The organism is Collinsella aerofaciens (assembly GCF_964283865.1).
GTDB lineage: Bacteria > Actinomycetota > Coriobacteriia > Coriobacteriales > Coriobacteriaceae > Collinsella.
The window spans coordinates 1-17,547 of record NZ_CAXYLS010000015.1 but is presented as its reverse complement, the minus strand read 5'-3'; the positions used below and the strand labels follow the sequence as shown (position 1 = coordinate 17,547).

At 61.7% G+C, this 17,547-nt stretch carries 11 protein-coding genes; 6 read left to right on the top strand and 5 right to left on the bottom strand.

The window, feature by feature from the left end:
- Nucleotides 1-14 precede the first annotated feature (14 nt).
- The 3 genes from ACRX4W_RS07775 to metK all read right to left on the bottom strand — a co-directional run bounded on the left by ACRX4W_RS07775 (nt 15) and on the right by metK (nt 5,081).
- A complete protein-coding gene (locus ACRX4W_RS07775; RefSeq protein ID WP_432299932.1) occupies nt 15-1,730 on the bottom strand; it encodes a L,D-transpeptidase in 1,716 nt (571 codons plus the stop codon).
- Nucleotides 1,731-1,879: 149 nt separating this feature from the next.
- A complete protein-coding gene (sdaAA, locus tag ACRX4W_RS07770; protein ID WP_432299930.1) occupies nt 1,880-3,487 on the bottom strand; it encodes an L-serine ammonia-lyase, iron-sulfur-dependent, subunit alpha in 1,608 nt (535 codons plus the stop codon).
- 313 nt (nt 3,488-3,800) lie between these two features.
- Nucleotides 3,801-5,081, bottom strand: coding sequence for a methionine adenosyltransferase (gene metK, locus ACRX4W_RS07765; protein ID WP_432299928.1), 1,281 nt, complete (start codon nt 5,079-5,081; stop codon nt 3,801-3,803).
- A 284-nt stretch (nt 5,082-5,365) separates the two neighbouring features.
- Here metK and gltX point away from each other — a divergent pair, with 284 nt between their 5' ends.
- The 5 genes from gltX (at nt 5,366) to ACRX4W_RS07740 (ending at nt 12,700) form a co-directional block, all read left to right on the top strand.
- A complete protein-coding gene (gene gltX, locus ACRX4W_RS07760; RefSeq protein ID WP_432299927.1) occupies nt 5,366-6,841 on the top strand; it encodes a glutamate--tRNA ligase in 1,476 nt (491 codons plus the stop codon).
- Nucleotides 6,842-7,051: 210 nt separating this feature from the next.
- A complete protein-coding gene (priA, locus tag ACRX4W_RS07755) occupies nt 7,052-9,505 on the top strand; it encodes a replication restart helicase PriA (RefSeq protein ID WP_432299925.1) in 2,454 nt (817 codons plus the stop codon).
- Nucleotides 9,506-9,523: 18 nt separating this feature from the next.
- The gene (gene def / locus ACRX4W_RS07750) at nt 9,524-10,060 is read left to right on the top strand and encodes a peptide deformylase (RefSeq protein WP_432299924.1); all 537 of its coding nucleotides are present in this window, start codon (nt 9,524-9,526) and stop codon (nt 10,058-10,060) included.
- A 322-nt stretch (nt 10,061-10,382) separates the two neighbouring features.
- The gene (fmt, locus tag ACRX4W_RS07745; protein ID WP_432299922.1) at nt 10,383-11,303 is read left to right on the top strand and encodes a methionyl-tRNA formyltransferase; all 921 of its coding nucleotides are present in this window, start codon (nt 10,383-10,385) and stop codon (nt 11,301-11,303) included.
- The gene (locus tag ACRX4W_RS07740) at nt 11,300-12,700 is read left to right on the top strand and encodes an RsmB/NOP family class I SAM-dependent RNA methyltransferase (protein ID WP_432299920.1); all 1,401 of its coding nucleotides are present in this window, start codon (nt 11,300-11,302) and stop codon (nt 12,698-12,700) included. Before fmt ends, ACRX4W_RS07740 begins: the two co-directional genes overlap by 4 nt.
- 161 nt (nt 12,701-12,861) lie before the next feature.
- Here the strand turns inward: ACRX4W_RS07740 and ACRX4W_RS07735 are convergent, their stop codons facing one another.
- Complete coding sequence (locus ACRX4W_RS07735) at nt 12,862-13,098, bottom strand: FmdB family zinc ribbon protein (protein ID WP_117564081.1); 237 nt, start codon at nt 13,096-13,098, stop codon at nt 12,862-12,864.
- Nucleotides 13,099-13,186: 88 nt separating this feature from the next.
- The gene (locus tag ACRX4W_RS07730; protein ID WP_432299918.1) at nt 13,187-16,483 is read right to left on the bottom strand and encodes a 4-alpha-glucanotransferase; all 3,297 of its coding nucleotides are present in this window, start codon (nt 16,481-16,483) and stop codon (nt 13,187-13,189) included.
- Nucleotides 16,484-16,751: 268 nt separating this feature from the next.
- Here ACRX4W_RS07730 and ACRX4W_RS07725 point away from each other — a divergent pair.
- Nucleotides 16,752-17,547 (top strand): helix-turn-helix domain-containing protein (locus tag ACRX4W_RS07725; RefSeq protein WP_432299916.1); only part of this gene is annotated, 796 nt, incomplete at its 3' end.

The window sequence follows — 17,547 nt, the reverse complement described above, 5'->3', positions numbered from 1 at the left end:
TTGCGCGCGTTGCACTACGAGTGGACAACCACGCACAGGCCGACTTTGATGCAATCGTGCAGCGCCTTGGCATCGGCCAGGCGAAGGTTGATGCATCCGTGGCTGCCGCACCACTTGTAGGAGTTGGGATCGTCGAAACTCTTGTCGTTTTGCCACGTTGCATCGTGGAAGCCGACCATGTTTCCCTCAAACGGCATCCAATAGCTGACCGGGCTCTCGTATTTGGGCTTGCCGGTCTCGGGGTCCTTGGCACCGATAAGCTTGCTGGCGCCATTGTTGCTGTTGATCTGCCATACGCCCTCGGGGGTGGCGTCTTCGCCCGGTTTGCCAGAAATAAAGTTGGCCTCCCACACGATGTTGCCGCTCTCGTCGTAGTAGCGCGCATGCTGCTCGGACAGGTCGACGTCGATATAGGCCTTCCAGTCGGGCTCGCCCTTGGCGGTAAATGTGTCGGCCTTCTGGGAGTACTTGATCTCGATTTCGCCGGTCTGCTTGTTGTTGATGGCGTCCTCGACCTGCTTGGCGAGCGAGCTGCTGTCGATGGACCAACCAAAGTCGCCGCCTTCGACGGCGCACTGCTTGCCATCGGCGCGCGTCCACCAGCGAGTGGAGCCCACGGTATTAAAGCCGTTGGCGAGCTCGGCTGCCCAGCTGCTGATCTGCGACGTATCGAGCGTGGGGTTGGCCGGATCGGCAAAGCTGATCCACTGCAACACGGAGCTACCATCAACCTTGCCGGCATCCTCGCCGTTGAGCTTGAGGGTCACGTTGACGCCCAAGAAGTTGTTGGCGGCATCGCATGCAGACTGAATCTGATCATCGGTCAGCGTTCCATTGAGCGGCTCATAGGCATCGTTGCCGAGCTTGGAAAGATCTACGGTCTCGGCCAGCGAGGCAAGCTCGAGCTCGGCATACTTAATGACATGCTCGCGGTTGAGTTTTTCGTTGGAGCGCGCCTTCTCGACGGTAAACTTGCCGGCCTGCTCGTCATAGGAGCTATTGGCCTCGAACGCGCCCGAACGCCCCTCGTTAAACTCGTCGATGGCGGCGCCCAGATCCTTCTCAAACTGCTTTTGGTCAAAGGTGTCGGAGAGCATGGACAGGTCGACGTCTTGATCAAGATCGACTTCGTTGGAGCTAGCGGTTGTTTTGGTCTTGCCGCTTAAGGATTCTACAAGGCGAACCGGCCATACAAAGGCTTCGTTGCGGCTGATAATCTCTTTTGCGGCAGCTTCGCCGTCGACAATGGGCTCATCGGACTCGGGCTGATAGGTCCAGCTAAAGTCATCGCCTGTCACGGTGAGCTTATAGTGCTTCCAAGCCGAGTTGACCTTGGTGGCGGCAGACGAAGCGTTGGAGAACGAGACATCGACGCCGGCGATAGTGGTGTTGGGGTAGGCTACCTGCGAAAACGCTACGAGGCCTACGATATAGACAATGACGATAAGACCCAGGACGACAAAGAGCGTCGTCTTTTTGCCCGACTTATTGTTCTCGGCGGGTTTGCGTGCGGGGCCGCGATCGCCTCGAGCGTGCGTGGGGGGCTGCTTGGGCGCATTGCCATTTGCCTGGCGCTGCTGATGCTGCTTGTTCGGACGTTGGGAAACGTTTGCCGCACCTCGCTGCTGACCGCGGCTCGGCGCGATAGGACGCGGCGACTGAACGCCGCCTGTGTGCCTGCTCGGCTGCTGCGGATCGGGAATCAGTTGAGTTCGATCGTTTTGCGACATCGTATGCATATCCTTCGAATTTCGCCTTGCGGCTCATCGTGTTTTTACTGGGCTTGCATTATAGCGATTACCTAGTTGTTTGTGGTATGGAAACGGTGGCATTCAAAAGAGGTGGGACATTTGTCCCACCTTCGAGTCTTTCTTTGTCGCTATCCGCACACACCGCATTTTGCACAGGCCGAAAGTGCGGCCGGAGCCTGCGCGATGCCACCCTTTGCCGTCTCGCGCAGCGTGGCCGGCAACGCGTGGCCCACCGAGAGCATGACGTGCGCCATCTGGTCAAACGGCACCAGGCTCTTGATACCGGCAAGTGCAAGCTGCGCCGAGCTAAAGGCGGCTGCCACGCCGATGGCGTTGCGGTTTTGGCAGGGTACCTCCACGAGGCCACCGACGGGGTCACAAACGAGGCCCAGCAAGTTACTCAGCGCGATGGAACTGGCGTCGAGCGCCTGCCCGGGCGTGCCGCCGAGCATCTGCACCAGCGCGGCGGCTGCCATGGCGGCCGCACTTCCTACCTCAGCCTGGCAGCCGCCCTCGGCACCGGCGACGCAGGCGCTCGTGGTGAGGTTGAGGCCGATGGCGGCTGCGCAGTAGAGCGCGTCCATGACCTGCTCGTCGTCGAGCTGAAGGTGATCGGCGAGCGCCAGCACGCAGCCGGGCACGACACCCGCGGAGCCTGCCGTGGGAGCGGCGACGATCACTCCCATCGTGGCGGAGCGCTCGAGCACGGCCATCGCGCGGGCCACGGCGTCGGTTTGAACGGTGCCCATCAGGCTCGTGCTCAAATCGTTGCGGCCGGTGGCATCGACGAGTTTAGCCTCGCCGCCGATAAGCCCGCCGAGCGATCGTTGCGGATTGACGATAGGGGTCGTGGTCTCCTCGCGCATGACGTCGAGCACGCGGCGCATGGCGGCGACGGCGTGGGTCTCGCCGGTCAAACGCGCCTCGCGCACGGCCATAACGGCGCCGATATTCAGGCCGAGCTCGGCGCATGCATCGAGCAGCTGCTCGCCGTCGTCGAAGATCTCCTTTGCCGAGACACCGGGGGAGAGCGACGAGGCGGAACCGGGGAGCTCGATAAAGGTCGCGTAATCGACATTGTCGAGTTTGCGTAGCATGGGGATAACGGTGTCGTCGGGCGCGCCGTCGGTCTCAAAGACGGAGTAGGCTTGGCCGCCCACTTCGGTGCGGTAGGTGCGGCAGAAGGCGATGTTCACGTGTGCGTAGGCGAGCAGGTTCGTGAGCGCGGCGAGCACGCCGGGGACGTCCTGGTGTGCCACAAACAGCGTGGAATACATGCCCGAGATGTCGACGCCGACGCCGTTAATGCGGCTGATGCGCATCTTGCCGCCGCCCAGGCTCTCACCGCGGACCTGTGCCGTGGCGCCCGTGTCGTCGACCATGTCAATGTCGACGGTGTTGGGGTGGATGGAGGCGTCGTCGCCCTTGATGTCAAAGTGATATTCGAGGCCCTGCTCGCGTGCGAGGTCGAAGGCCTGCTTGATGTTCTCGTCATCGGTGTCGAGGCCCAGGATGCCCGCGACGAGCGCACGGTCGGTACCGTGGCCGCGGTAGGTGTGGGCGAAGGAGTTCCACAGGCCAAAGGTGACTTTGGTGATGCGGCCTTCCAGCAGGCTGGCGGCAACTTGTGCGCAGCGCAGGGCGCCGGCGGTGTGCGATGAGCTGGGGCCGACCATGACGGGGCCCAAGATCTCGAATGCCGAGGTCGTAGCTAGTGTTTGCGGCTTGCCTGCCATGGCTGCTCCTTTGCCTTGTCTCGTCGTCCCGAGGGGCGGGGCATAAGGTCGCCTGCTCGGGCAGTCCTGCTCGCACGGAGAGCACATTAAGTGCTCTCCGGCTCGTGCGGAACTCGCGATCAACCTTATGCCCCGCCCCTCGGGACTAAGGATACATGGTAGAAGTGCGCATGCTGCAAAATTCATTAGCTGGTGACGCAGCGTGGGCTCATATCGATATATCTTCACCACCGGATTAATAAAAAAGAAGTACCGGTTGGAGCCGGTACTTCTATTGGTGCGTTTCTATTTGGCTGTGGCTTTTCTCGTTAGCTTACAGGCCGCAGGCTGCTTTGAGTTCATCGACTCGGTCGGTTTTCTCCCAGGTGAAGTCGGCGTCTTCGCGGCCGAAGTGACCGTAGGCTGCCGTCTTTTCGTAGATGGGGCGACGCAGGTCTAGGTCGCGGATGATAGCGCCCGGGCGCAGGTCGAAGGTCTTCTCGACGGCCTCGACGATCTTGTCCTCGGCAACATGCGCGGTACCGAAGGTGTCGACCATGATTGAGAGGGGCTTGGAAACGCCGATGGCGTAGGCGAGCTCGACTTCACAGCGGTCGGCCATACCGGCGGCGACCACGTTCTTAGCGACCCAGCGCGCGGCATAGGCGGCGGAACGGTCGACCTTGGTGCAGTCCTTGCCGCTAAAGGCGCCGCCGCCGTGACGGCCGTAGCCGCCGTAGGTGTCGACGATGATCTTGCGGCCGGTGAGGCCCGTGTCGCCCATGGGGCCGCCCACGACAAAGCGACCGGTGGGGTTCACGTAGATGTCCGCGTTGTCCCACGGCATGTTCTCGGCGGCCATGACCGGGGTGATGACGTGCTCGATGAGGTCGGCCTTGATCTTGCCCATGTCCTCGATCTCGGCGGCGTGCTGCGTGGAGATGACGATGGTCGTGACCTCGACGGGCTTGCCTTCCTCGTAGCGCACGGTGACCTGGGTCTTGCCGTCGGGACGCAGATAGGCGAGGGTGCCGTCGTGACGCACGGCGGCCAGGCGCTCGGCCAGGCGGCTTGCCAGGTAGTGCGGCATGGGCATGAGGGTCTTGGTCTCGTTGGAGGCATAACCGAACATCATGCCCTGGTCGCCGGCGCCGATCAGGTCGATCGGGTCGGTGGTAGCGCCGGTCTGGGTCTCGAAGGACTCGTCGACGCCCTGGGCGATATCGGGCGACTGCTCGTGGATGAGGCTCATAACGCCGCAGGTGTCGCAGTCAAAACCGAACTTGGCGCGGTTGTAGCCAATGCGGCGGATGACGCCGCGGGCGATTTCCTGTACGTCGACGTAGGCCTGGGTGCGAATCTCGCCGGCGACGATGACCGTGCCGGTGGTCACGAGGGTCTCGCAGGCGCAGCGGACGTTCTCTACGTTGGCGGGCACACCGTTGGGCGCAATATAGCCCTGCTCCTGAAGCTCTATTTCTTTGGCGAGGATTGCGTCGAGGACGGCGTCGCTGATCTGGTCAGCGATCTTATCGGGATGACCTTCGGTCACCGACTCTGACGTAAAAACAAAGGACCCGTGTTGGGGCGGGATGGAACGAAGTTCTTCTGACATGATTGTCCTTTCAAAAACGTGTCCCGGCGACCGTTACCATTCCGCCGGGCTCTCTATGCAAGGGCACATCATAGCGCGTAAATCAAACATTCACACCCTTTCCGCACCTACTCATTGGGGACAGACTTAAATGACCAGCCTTGCCTAAGTGCCGACAGGTTGCCCAAAGACTGGTCATTTAAGTCTGTCCCCAATGAGTGGGTCGGTGCCCTTTGTGCGGAGGTGGGCATTGTTGCTTTATACTGATGCGGTTAGACATCCATCCTGCAATCGAGGAGATTTCCATGGCATCAGACGTTCGCGTCCGCTTTGCACCCTCACCGACGGGCAAGCTGCACATCGGCGGCGCCCGCACCGCTATCTATAACTGGGCTTTCGCCCGTGCAAACGGCGGCACGTTCATCCTGCGCATCGACGACACCGACCCCACCCGCTCTACCGACGAGAACACGCAGATTATCCTGCGCGCCATGCGTTGGCTGGGCCTGGACTGGGACGAGGGTCCCGAGGTTGGCGGCGACTTTGGCCCCTACGCCCAGACCGAGCGCCTGGACCTGTACAAGCAGGCCGCCCAGAAGCTCTGGGACGAGGGCAAGGCCTATCCCTGCTTCTGCACCAAGGAGCAGCTCGACGCCGACCGTAAGGCCGCGCAGGAGCGCAAGGACCCCTTCCAGGGCTATCAGCGCCGTTGCCGCGATCTTGATCCTGAGGAGGCCCGCCGCCGCATCGAGGCCGGCGAGTCTTACGTCCTGCGCATCAAGGTGCCCGAGGACCGCGGCGACGTCGTTATCCACGACGCCGTCCACGGCGAGGTGACCTTCGACGCCAAGGAGCTCGACGACTTCGTCATCTTCCGCTCCGATGGCACGCCCACGTACAACTTCGCGACCGTCGTCGACGACGCCATGATGAAGATCACCCATGTCATCCGCGGCGACGACCACCTGTCCAACACCCCGCGCCAGGTCATGGTCTACGAGGCCCTCGGCGCGCCCGTGCCCACGTTCGCCCACATCTCCATGATCCTGGGCGCCGACGGCAAGAAGCTCTCCAAGCGCCACGGCGCCACCTCGGTGGAGGAGTACCGCGACGCCGGCTACCTGTCCGACGCCTTCGTCAACTACCTAGCGCTGCTCGGCTGGTCGCTCGATGGCGAGACCACGATCATCCCGCGCGACGTCCTGGCCAGCAAGTTCTCGCTCGACCGCATCTCCAAGAACCCGGCGACCTTTGACCCCAAGAAGCTCGATTGGGTCAACGCCGAGTACATCAATGGAATGTCCGATGCTCAGTTTGCCGACGAGATCATGGTCCCCGAGCTGCACGAGGCGGGTCTCATCGAGGGTAATGTCGAGTACGGCGAGGATTGGATCGACGCGCTTGCCGCCATCGTCAAGCCGCGCACCAAGATGCCGTCCGATGCCGTGACCGTCGCCGCTCCCATCTTCGCTACGGCCGAGACGCTCGAGTATGACGAGAAATCTGTCAACAAGGGACTGGCCAAGGAGGGCATGGGTGCCATTCTGGACGCCGCCAAGGCCGCGCTCGAGGGCGTGGACAAGTGGACTGCCGAGGCCATCGACGCCGCGCTTGAGCCGCTGCCCGAGCAGATGGACCTTAAGAAGCGCGTGGTGTTCCAGGCCGTGCGCGTCGCCGTCTGCGGCAATATGGTGAGCCCTCCGTTGGGTGAGACCATGGCGCTCGTCGGCCGCGACGACTGCTTGGCGCGCATCGACCGCGCCCGCACGATGGTGCTGTAGCAGCTGCGCAAACGTATGTATCCGAGCCCCGTTCACCCGAGCGGGGCTCTTGTTTCTGTACCGATGAGTGGGTTGCTGGGACAAAATAATCAGTAGTGTTTGTCCCATGTTCGAGTGACGCAACGAGCTCGACACTCGTATCGGCCATGGGACAAACTCTACTGATTATTTTGTCCCACCCCTTTCAGGTCCGTTCGTTAGAGGTGGTGTATGGCTCAACAACTGTCGCTGTTTGGTTCGCCGGAACCGGAGGAAGCTCCGGTGAAGCCCAAGCCTGCCGCTGCCTCGGCTCAGTCTAAGCCTGCGCCCGAGCCCCCTGCCGCCTACGCGAGCGTGGTCCTCGACATCCCCACCCGTGCGCTGTCGGAACCGTTTGCTTACGGCATCCCCGAGTCCCTTGCCAACGAGGTCCAGATCGGGTCCACGGTCCTGGTCCACTTTGGTAACCGTGCCGCCGCGGGCTATGTCGTCGACATTGCGCCTGATCTGGGCGATCTGCCGGGCAACAACGCCCTCGACCCCGTGCGCATCAAGCCCATCGAGGCCATCCTCAGCAAACCGCTCTTTACCGCCGAAGCCGCCCGCATCGCACGTTGGATGAGCCGCGAGTATGTCGCGACGCTTTCCGAGTGCCTGCGCCTGTTCTTGCCTCCGGGTGGCAGCCCGCGTGTGGTCAAGGGCGACGACGGCGTGTGGACGGTTGAACGTCCAGCCGTCAAACCCATCCAAAACCGCTGGGTGATGCTTACGCCCGAAGGCTTTGACTACACGCCACGCAAGACCGCGGTCCGCCAGCGCCAACTCATCGAGGCGCTCCAGTGTGGTCCTGTCACGACGCGCGACCTCAACCTTCTCTATAACAGTATGTCGGCGACCATCAAGGCGCTCGAAAAACGCGGCGTCGTGGTGGTGGAGGAGCGCCGTGCCTGGCGCGGTTGCAGCGAGCAGACTACGCTGTCCTCTGCAAGCGGCAAACCGCCGGTCGCGCTTACGAACGGTCAGCAGCAAGCGCTCGCGCAGATTGAGCGCGCCCGTCTGGACGCTCATGGCGACGTGGTGCTGGTCGACGGCGTCACCGGCTCCGGCAAAACCGAGGTTTACCTCTCCGCCATCGAGCGCGTGCTCGCGGCTGGCCGCTCTGCCTGCGTGCTGGTACCCGAGATTTCGCTGACAGCCCAGACCGTCGGCCGCTTCCGCTCCCGCTTTGGCGAGACGGTCGCGGTTTTCCACTCGCGTCTTTCTGCTGGCGAGCGTCTCGACCAGTGGGATATGGTCGCTAGCGGTGCGGCCCGCGTGGTCGTCGGCGCTCGCTCGGCGCTCTTTTGCCCGCTTAGCGACTTGGGCCTCATCATCATCGACGAGGAGCACGAGACCAGCTACAAGCAGGGCTCCAGTCCGCGCTACCATGCGCGCGAGGTTGCTGCCGAGATGGCGCGCCGCTATCGCTGCCCGCTCGTGCTGGGGTCGGCCACGCCTTCTGCCGAGGCCCTCGACCACTGCCGCCATGGAACGTATAACGGCACCACTTGGACGCGCGTCGAGATGCCCGAGCGCCCGGGACACGCCGTGCTGCCCGAGGTCCGCATTGCCGACCTGCGCCGCGAGTTTTCGCACGGTAGCCGCTCCATGTTCTCAAAACCCTTGATGGAGGGATTGGAACGTGTGGCCGAGCGCCGCGAGAAGGCCGTGTTGCTGCATAACCGCCGTGGCTTTGCGCCGTTCCTGATGTGTCGCGAGTGCGGCTGCGTTCCCACCTGCAACCACTGCTCCACAGCGCTTACGTATCACGAGCGCACGCACACGCTGCAATGTCACACCTGCGGTTCGTCTTGGCGCGTGCAGCCGTATCCCGCGCCCACGAGTCGTTGCCCCAAATGTGGCAGTCGCTACCTGGCAAAAATGGGGCTGGGCACGCAGCAGATCGAGGACGCACTGCACCAGATGCTGCCCGAGGACGTCGCCATCATCCGCATGGATGCCGATTCCACGCGCGGCAAGGATGCGCACAAAAAGCTGCTCGAGCAGTTCGATGCGGCCGATTGCGCGGTGCTGTTGGGTACCCAGATGATCGCCAAGGGCCTCGACTTTCCCGAAGTCACGCTCGTGGGCGTGGTCAATGCCGACTTTGCCCTCAAGATGCCCGATTTTAGAGCAGGGGAGCGCGCCTACGATCTGCTGGAGCAGGTCGCGGGCCGTGCCGGTCGCGGCGATCGTCCCGGCGAGGTCATCATCCAGACCTACCTGCCCGAGGATCCGGTCATTCGCGCCGTCGCTGAGCACGACCGTTCGATCTTTACCGACTATGACCTGGACCAGCGCCGCGACGCGCTGTACCCGCCGTTTGTTCGCCTGGTCAACATCTTGGTGTGGTCGGCGAACCGAGACGACGCGCAGGACTACGTCGGGCGTATCGCAAAGCTTCTTAAGCGCCGCTGGCATGCCGCCGCGTCCGACTTTTTGCGGGCGGGGAGTTCCGTGCCGCAGGTTCTGGGCCCGGCTTCGTGTGTAATCGAGAGAGCCAAGGACCGTTACCGCTTCCATCTGCTTGTGAAGTCGCCCGTGGGGTACCATGTCTCTGATGATATCGACGCCTGCCTCAAAGAGGTGGGCTCTGTGCGCGGCGTGAGCGTGAGCGTTGACGTCGATGCCTATGATTTGATGTAACAACCCGAAAGGATGGCCATGGAAGCCAACGGAATCGTACTGTCGCCCGACCCTCGTCTGCGCCAGGAGTGCGCCGTCATTGAGGAGATCACCCCGGCGATTGAGGCACTTGCCGAGAAGATGAAGAAGATGATGTTCGAGAACGGCGGTTGCGGCCTGGCTGCTCCGCAGATCGGCGAGCTTATTCAGCTCGTCACCATCGACTGCGACTACAGCGACAAGAACGACTACGACCCGTACGTGCTCATCAACCCTGTCATTGTTGGGCAGAGCGACCATCTGGTGCCGTTTAGCGAGGGCTGCCTGTCCATCCCTGGCATTAGCTGCGAGATCGAGCGTCCCGACCATGTCGTCGTCGAGGCGTACGACTTGGATGCCAACCTGATTCGCTATGAGGCCTCGGGCGACCTGTTCTGCGTGTGCCTGCAGCACGAGATCGATCACTTGCACGGCAACACCATGTTCGAGCGACTCAAGCCGATGCAGCGTATCAAGGCAGTCAAGGAGTACCAGGATGCCCTTGCCCGCGGCGCTCGACCGGGCGAGACGGAGTAGGTTTGTCCGTCCCCGGGGCGCCCGCCTATATCATCCCGTGCTCAATCATTCTCGCTGCGCTGCGAAACTGCGCGCGGGACGATATAGGCGGGCGCCCCGGGGACTACGTTGACGCTGCTTGTCTCGCCCGGGTACCGTCGGGCCAGGGAGGGGCGTCTTCGCTGATAATTGCTTTGTTGGGAGGGCTGCTTTTATGCGGCTCTTTCTTTGTTTTTGGGTATATTTGTTCTTGTTGAATTGTTCTTGCGGCTGGGCGCGCATGCGGCCTGGAACGCTTCTTTTGTAGCCGTCTCGGCTCGTTATTGAGAGGAGACAAACTTATATGCGTATTGTGTTTATGGGTACGCCTGATTTTGCTGTGCCTTCTTTGGCTTCGCTTGTTGAGGCTGGGAATGAGATTGCGCTTGTTGTTACTCGTCCTGATGCTGTTCGTGGGCGTGGTAAGAAGCTAGAGCCGTCTCCTGTTAAGGCTAAGGCACTCGAGCTTGGTTTGCCTGTTGTTGAGGCTAATCGTATGACGCCTGAGGTTGTTGAGGCGCTCCAGACTGCCCAGGCTGATATTTTCTGTGTGGCTGCCTATGGTTGCATTTTGCCCGATGAGGTGCTGCATATGGCGCCGCTTGGTATTGTGAATGTTCATGCTTCGCTGCTGCCTCGTTGGCGTGGGGCTGCTCCTATTCAGCGTGCCATTCTTGCTGGTGATGAGATTGCTGGCGTTTCTATTATGCGCATTGGGCATGGCGTGGATACCGGCGCCTATTGTGCGCAGGCCTCAACCTCGGTTGCCGGTAAGCATGCCGAGGCGCTGACCATGGAGCTCGCTGAGTTCGGCGGCAAACTGCTTGCCGATACGCTTCCTTCTCTTGCCGATGGCACCGCCGTGTGGATCGAACAGGACGAGGCGCTCGTTACCCATGCTGCCAAGATTTCTAAGCAGGAGATGCGCTTGGATCCGCACATGGCGGCGCTTGATTGCGTGCGTCATGTGCTTGCCTCGTCCGATACCGCGCCTGCTCGTTGCGTGATTGCCGGCAAGACCGTGCGTGTGCTCGATGCTGCGGCGGCTGATGTGTCGCTTGGCGAGGGTCAGGTTCTCGTTCAGGCTAAGCGTGTTTACCTTGGCCTTTCCGATGGCTCGGTTGAGTTGCTCGAGGTTAAGCCTGATGGCAAGCGTGCTATGGCCGCTTCTGCTTGGGCTGCTGGCCTGCAGGGTGCCGATCTTTCGTGGGGTGTTTTGTCATGAGCAAGCTGTCTCCCGCGCGCAAGCTTGCGCTCGATGTACTGATGGAGGCCGATCGCCGCGGCATGTATGCGCGCGACGTGCTGTCCTCTCGCGCTTCGGCCAAGGCTATTGACCAGCGCGATTCCGCTTTTGCCGCCCGCTTGGCGCTGGGCGTGGCCGCCACGCAGGGTATTTTGGACGAGCTGCTCGATCAGTTTCTCGATAAACCCAAAAAGGTTGCGCCGCGCGTTCGCATGGCGCTTCGTATCTCGGCCTTCGAGATGCTCTACCTGCATACGCCGGGCCGCGTTGCCGTGAGCCAGGGTGTTGAGCTGGTGCGCAGTGGTGCTAAGTCTGCTGCGGGCCTGGCAAACGCGGTGCTGCACAAGGTTGCGGACAACGTTGAGGACTTTGCCACGGCATCCGACGTGGATGAGTCCGAGCGACGCTTGGTTCGTCTGTCGCGCCTGATGGGTCTTCCGCGCTGGCTATGCGCTCGCATTATGGCGTCGTTTGACACTCCAGAGGGTGCGCTCGGCTTCGCCGGCAATCTGGCGCCCGCGCCGCTCGCTTTGCACGAGAACGCCTTTGCAACCAAACCTGATCCGTACCTATCGCAGCTTGTGGCACCCGTGTTCCCGGGCTGCCATGCCCCGGTTGATGCCCAGGTTACCGTTGCTTCGGGTGTGTTTGAGCGTGCTGCCGCGGTGGCATCCGATCTCAACGCGCAGCTTATCGCCACAGCTGCCACTCGCCCTGGTAGCTGCCTTGAGATTGGTGCCGGCCGTGGCACCAAGACCTATGTGATGATGTGCCAGGCCAAGCGTGCGGGCTATGAGCGTCAGCATACGGCGCTCGATCTGCATGATCGCAAGTGCGATCTGAATCTCGCTCGTCTGCATAAGGCCGGTATTCAGGGCGTTCGCACGGTTTCGGGTGATGCTTGCGAGCTTGATGAGGTGCTCACATCGTTTGATGCCATGCTTGGCGAGCCGGTTAAGTTCGACACGGTCTTTATCGATGCGCCGTGCTCGGGCACCGGTACCATGCGCCGTCATCCCGAGATCCCGTGGCGCCTGACCGAAAAAGATGTGACGGTTGAGCTGCCCAAGCTGCAGTTGACGATGCTCAAAGAGGCTGCTGAGCGCGTGACTGCCGGCGGCGAGCTCATCTATGCGACATGCTCGGTCTTCGACGAGGAGAACACGCAGGTGGTGGACGCTTTCCTGAGCTCTCCCGAGGGTGCCGGCTTTAACGTGGCACCGCTTTCCGAGGCGCAGATTCTGCAACTCCCCGAGTTCGATCAGGCCAAGAAGCTCGTTTCCGTACGCCAAAACTCTCGAGGCCTTTTCCAAAGCGTGCCGGTAAACGCCGACTCCTACGACGGTCACTTCTGCGCCAGATTGGTTCGCAAATAATTACTAAGTTGCGGTGAAATAGGGATTGAATATCGGCTTCTAACCGCCAAACAGTCCTTATTTCACCGCAACTCATAAGGAAACCTGGCAGATAATTAGCTACCCATAGCGCAAAGAAATAGCCCCGCGATCGGTGTGTCGGTCGCGGGGCGGCTTAGTTTCTAGTGGTTGTGCGGGCAATTGGCGCAGCAGCCGCTGGTGGCGCTGGTGCTGGAGCCGCCGCTTCGCTGGTCGGTGTTGTAGAAGCCGCTGCCCTCAAATTTAATACCGCTGGCCGAGAACGTCTTGGCGGCCGGAGCCCCGCAGTTGGGGCACACGACCTCGGGGGTCTCGGACATGGGATGCTCAACCTCAAACACGTTGCCGCAGCTCGAGCACTTGTAATCGTAGCGCGCCATAATACTTCCTTTTCAGCACAAAGCGGGCAGATTACTCTGCCCGCAAAAATTCAAACGTCTGTAACTGTACCCTATATCGGGGGTTTTATCACGCTTCGCCCCAGAATCTATGCGTGTTGCGCAGGAGCTGTGCGGTTTTGCCCTCAGCGGCCGCAACGTCGGCCTCGTCAGCCTGCCAGGTCCAGTTGCCCGTGGCCACGCCCGGTACGTTCATGCGCGTGTCGTCGCCAAGCCCCAGCACGTCCTGCAGCGGCATCATCACCAGGGGAGCGTCGCTTGTCAGCGCGTCGCTCATCAGCTTGGCTGCCACCTCAACACCGCTCGGCTCGTCGCCGCCCGCAAAGGAGCGCGTGCACCAACCGGCGAGCGTCGACGTGTCGTGAGTCGATGTGTACAGGATCTTGCCGGGCGTAGGGTGCACGCCGCAACGAACGTCGTAATCGCTAAACTCCAGTACGTCCATACCGGGGAAGCCGCAAGTCGAAGCCATGGCGCGAACGCCGGGCGTCAGATAGCCCAGGTCCTCCGCGATAAAGTTGAGCGGCCCCAGCTCGTCATAGGCGGTCTGGAACAGGTTCTTGCCCGGTCCCGCCAGCCAACGCCCGTCGGCGCAGGCCTTACCCGCGGGAATGCTAAAGTAGCTGTGGAAGCCCAGGAAGTGATCCAGGCGCACGCGGTCGTAGAGCGAAAACGCACGACGTAGGCGATCCATCCACCAGCTATAGCCGTTCTGCTTCATGTGGTCCCAGCGGAACGTTGGGTTGCCCCACACCTGGCCCTCGGGCGCAAAGTTATCAGGCGGCGCACCGGAGATCTCGATTGCCTTACCGGTATCGGACAGCCAGAAGTTCTCGGGTTCGCTCCACGCATCTGCCGAATCGTCGGACACGTACATCGGAATATCGCCGATGACCTCGATGCCCTTCTTGTGCGCATAGTTCATAAGCTCGCACCAGGCTAGGTCAAAGCGGTACTGCATGTACGCCTGCAGCTCTGCCTCGTCGTGGAAACGCTTGTCGTCAATCAGGTGCTCGTTGTAGCGCGCGACATCCGCCGGCCAATCGTGGCGCGACTCGCCCTCAAAGTACTTCTTAACGGCCATGTAGACGCAGTATTTCTCGAGCCAATCGGCGTTGCGATGTTTAAACGCGGTGTAGAGCGGATCGGCATCTTCGCCGCCACGGGCCTTCCAAGTCTCAAAGTCGGCCGCCAGCTCCTCTTGGCTCTCGGGCAGCAGGTCAATATTGCCCGCAAAGGCCGAAGGCCCGGCGTAAGGGGAGCGGAAGAAGTCCGTTGGGTTGACAGGCAGGACCTGCCAGTAGCGCATGCCCATAGCCGACAGATGGTCGATAAAGCGACGCGTGGGTGCGCCGATCGTGCCGGGCTTGCCGTCATCGGTCGGTACCGAGGTGATATGGCACACAACGCCCGCGCCGTGATCGAGCGGCTCCTGCAAGCGCTGCTCGGCATGGTGATAGATGATCGACGAGCCCAGCGGATACAAATCGAGCGTGACCGTGCCGTTGTGGATCTCGCACTCGTGACCGCTGATCACGTCACTCGCGCATTCGTCGAGCGCCGGAATCGTCACGCGGTGCGAATTGCGCAGACTACGGTTGATGATAACCGTCGCGGACTCGCCATCCTTGCCCGTGCGGTTGTATGCCAGCACCTCGTCGTTGAGCGCGAAGGCCTTGATCTCGCCGTCGATCATAAACGGCAGTGCGCGGCGTACGGCGGAGGCGTTTTTGACAATAGCCAGTGTGTCGAAGTCGTGCAGTTGGTCCTTGGTCGGCAGGGTGCGGCGGTTGCCCGGATCGGTTAGACCCTCCAGGCCGTATTCGTCGCCGTAGTAGATCGAAGGCACGCCGGGGAAAGTCATCTGCATGAGCGTGGCGAGCCAAAAACGGCTCTTGGCCAGGCCCATCGAGTTCTCGTCCAAGCGCCATTTGCTGCGTTCACACTCGGGCAGCTGCGACTCGTCGGGGCCGCCGCCGAGCACCGAGATGATACGCGGGCGGTCGTGGCTCGACAGCAGGTTGAGCGCGCAGGACAATGCCTCGCTCGGATAGTTCTCGCGCAGGGTCTCGATATCCTCGGCTGCCTGGTAGGCGTTCTTGTAGCCCATCAAAAAGCCGATGACCATGTCGCGGAAGGGGTAATCCATAGCAGAGTCCAGCTCGGAGCCTTGCAGATAGCGGCGCAGATGGCCGTAGCTGATCTTGTTGGAGGCGTCTTCCCAGACTTCGCCGAGCAACAGTGCATCAGGCTTCTCGGCGAGCACGGCCTTTTTGATCTCGGCCAGGAAGTCATCGGAAAGCTCGTCGGCCACGTCTAGGCGCCAGCCATGAGCGCCGGCACGTAGCCATTTACGGATCACGCCGTCCTTGCCCAGGAGCCGCTCGCGTACCAGCTCAGAGCTCTCATTGATGGCGGGCATATTGCCCACGCCCCACCAGCAGTCGTATGAGCCGTCCTCGTGGAAATAAAACGCATCGCGCCATGGCGAATCCTCGCTCTGCCACGCGCCCACGCCGGGGTAGTTGCCGTAGCGGTTGAAATAGATCGAGTCGTCACCCGTATGGTTAAAGACGCCGTCCAGAATGATGGAGATGCCCAGCTTCTCGGCCGCCTGGCACAGCTCGGTAAAGTCCTGCTCGGTGCCCAGGATCGGGTCGATCTTGGTGTAGTCGGCCGTGTCGTAGCGGTGGTTGCTCGCGGCTTCAAAAATGGGGTTGAGGTAGATGGCTGTAAAGCCCAGCTCGGCGATGCGAGGCAGGTCTTCCTGGATGCCCTTGAGCGACCCGCCGTAGAAGTCCCAGGTTTTGATGGAGCCGTCTTCGGCGCGCTCGTACACGGGCGGCTCGTTCCAGTCCTCGACCATGCGGCGCTGGATTCCGTTGCGTGGGTTTTCGACCTCGGCCAGCGTGCGCTCGCGCCAGTTTTCATCTCGGGCGTAGCGATCGGGGAAGATCTGGTAGACCATGCCACGCTCGTACCACTCGGGACGCACTTCGCGGTGCTTATAGACGGTAATCTGGAAGGACGGCACCTCGGCGTAGTCGTAAGTTACGCCCTCGCCACCGGTGCGACCCTGCGGTGCGCCCAAGCGGACCTCGGGCTGGCCCTCGATATTGCAGATAAAGCTGTACCAGATAAGACAGGACTCGGTACACTCAAGCTCTACGGTATAAATGCCGTCGCCCTCGTGCGTCATGGGATACCGAGACTCACCGATCTCATCGACCCAGGTGCGCAGCGTAAGCGTTGCCTGGTTGGGGTCGGCATCCTCCAGAATCACGGAGAGCGAAAGGGTAGTTCCAGTGGTCACAGCGCCAAACGGAGTGCGAAACTGCGGAAGACGGCTGTTGTGTATCAATCTCATAATACGGTCCAGTTCAATAGAATCACGGCCTGCGGGCCATGGCTTTACGCACAAGTTGTAAGTATATCTGTTGTACACAGGCTGTATAAACAACATCCGTTTACCATCGGCGAACGGTTGTCCTAGAAAATCGTTCCTTGATTCTCATTTTCATTGCAACAGCCTCAGGACTCAGCGCAACGCGTTGCGCTGAGTCCTGAGGCGCGAATCCGGGTAGGCAACCCCAGAGGGGCCGGAATCCCCCGGCCCGCGATGGAGGGAGGCCGGCATGTCCAGACCCAAGCCGTCCGGAAGGTCGTACGGGAGGCTCACGAGGCACGAGAGGAACACGGTCGAGAGGATGCTCGACCGCAACCGCAGCGCCCGCGAGATCGCCGCGGAGCTCGGCAGGTCGCCCTCGACCGTGACCAGGGAGGTCGCGGCGCACCGCTACGTCACCGCGCCGCGCTCGCGCTACGGCGAGCCCGCGCCCGCGGACCTCTCGGGGGCCTGCCCCAGGCTCTCCGCGTGGCCGAGGTGCTGCAACGGCTGCCCGCACAGGAGGGGCTACGGCTGCTCGAGGAGGCCCAGGGTGTTCTACAGCGCCAGGAGGGCGCAGGAGGCGGCCGACGCCGAGCTCTCGGCGAGCAGGTCCGGGATCGACGAGACCGAGGAGGGCGCCGCCGCCAAGCTCGCGGCCATCAGGGACGGGCTCGCGCGCGGGCTCTCCCCGCAGCAGATAGCGGCGACGACCCCCGGGCTCAGCGCCTCCACCGTCTACAGGTGGGTGGACGCCGGCTACGACGGCATGACGAACATGGAGCTCAGGCGCAAGGTCGGCTACAGGCCGAGGTCGCGCCGGGCCCCGAAGAGGGCGACGTCCCACTCGTCGCGCAGGTCGCACGCGTCGTTCCTCGCGCTCGGCGAGGACGCCTGCGCCGCGGCCTGGGAGATGGACACCGTCGAGGGCTCCAGGGGCGACTCCGCCAGGCTCCTCACGCTCCTGCATGTTAGCGTCAATATATTTTTCACCATTTTCACCAACGTATTTTCGCCAATCGCGCCAACGCGGATGCGCCGGATTC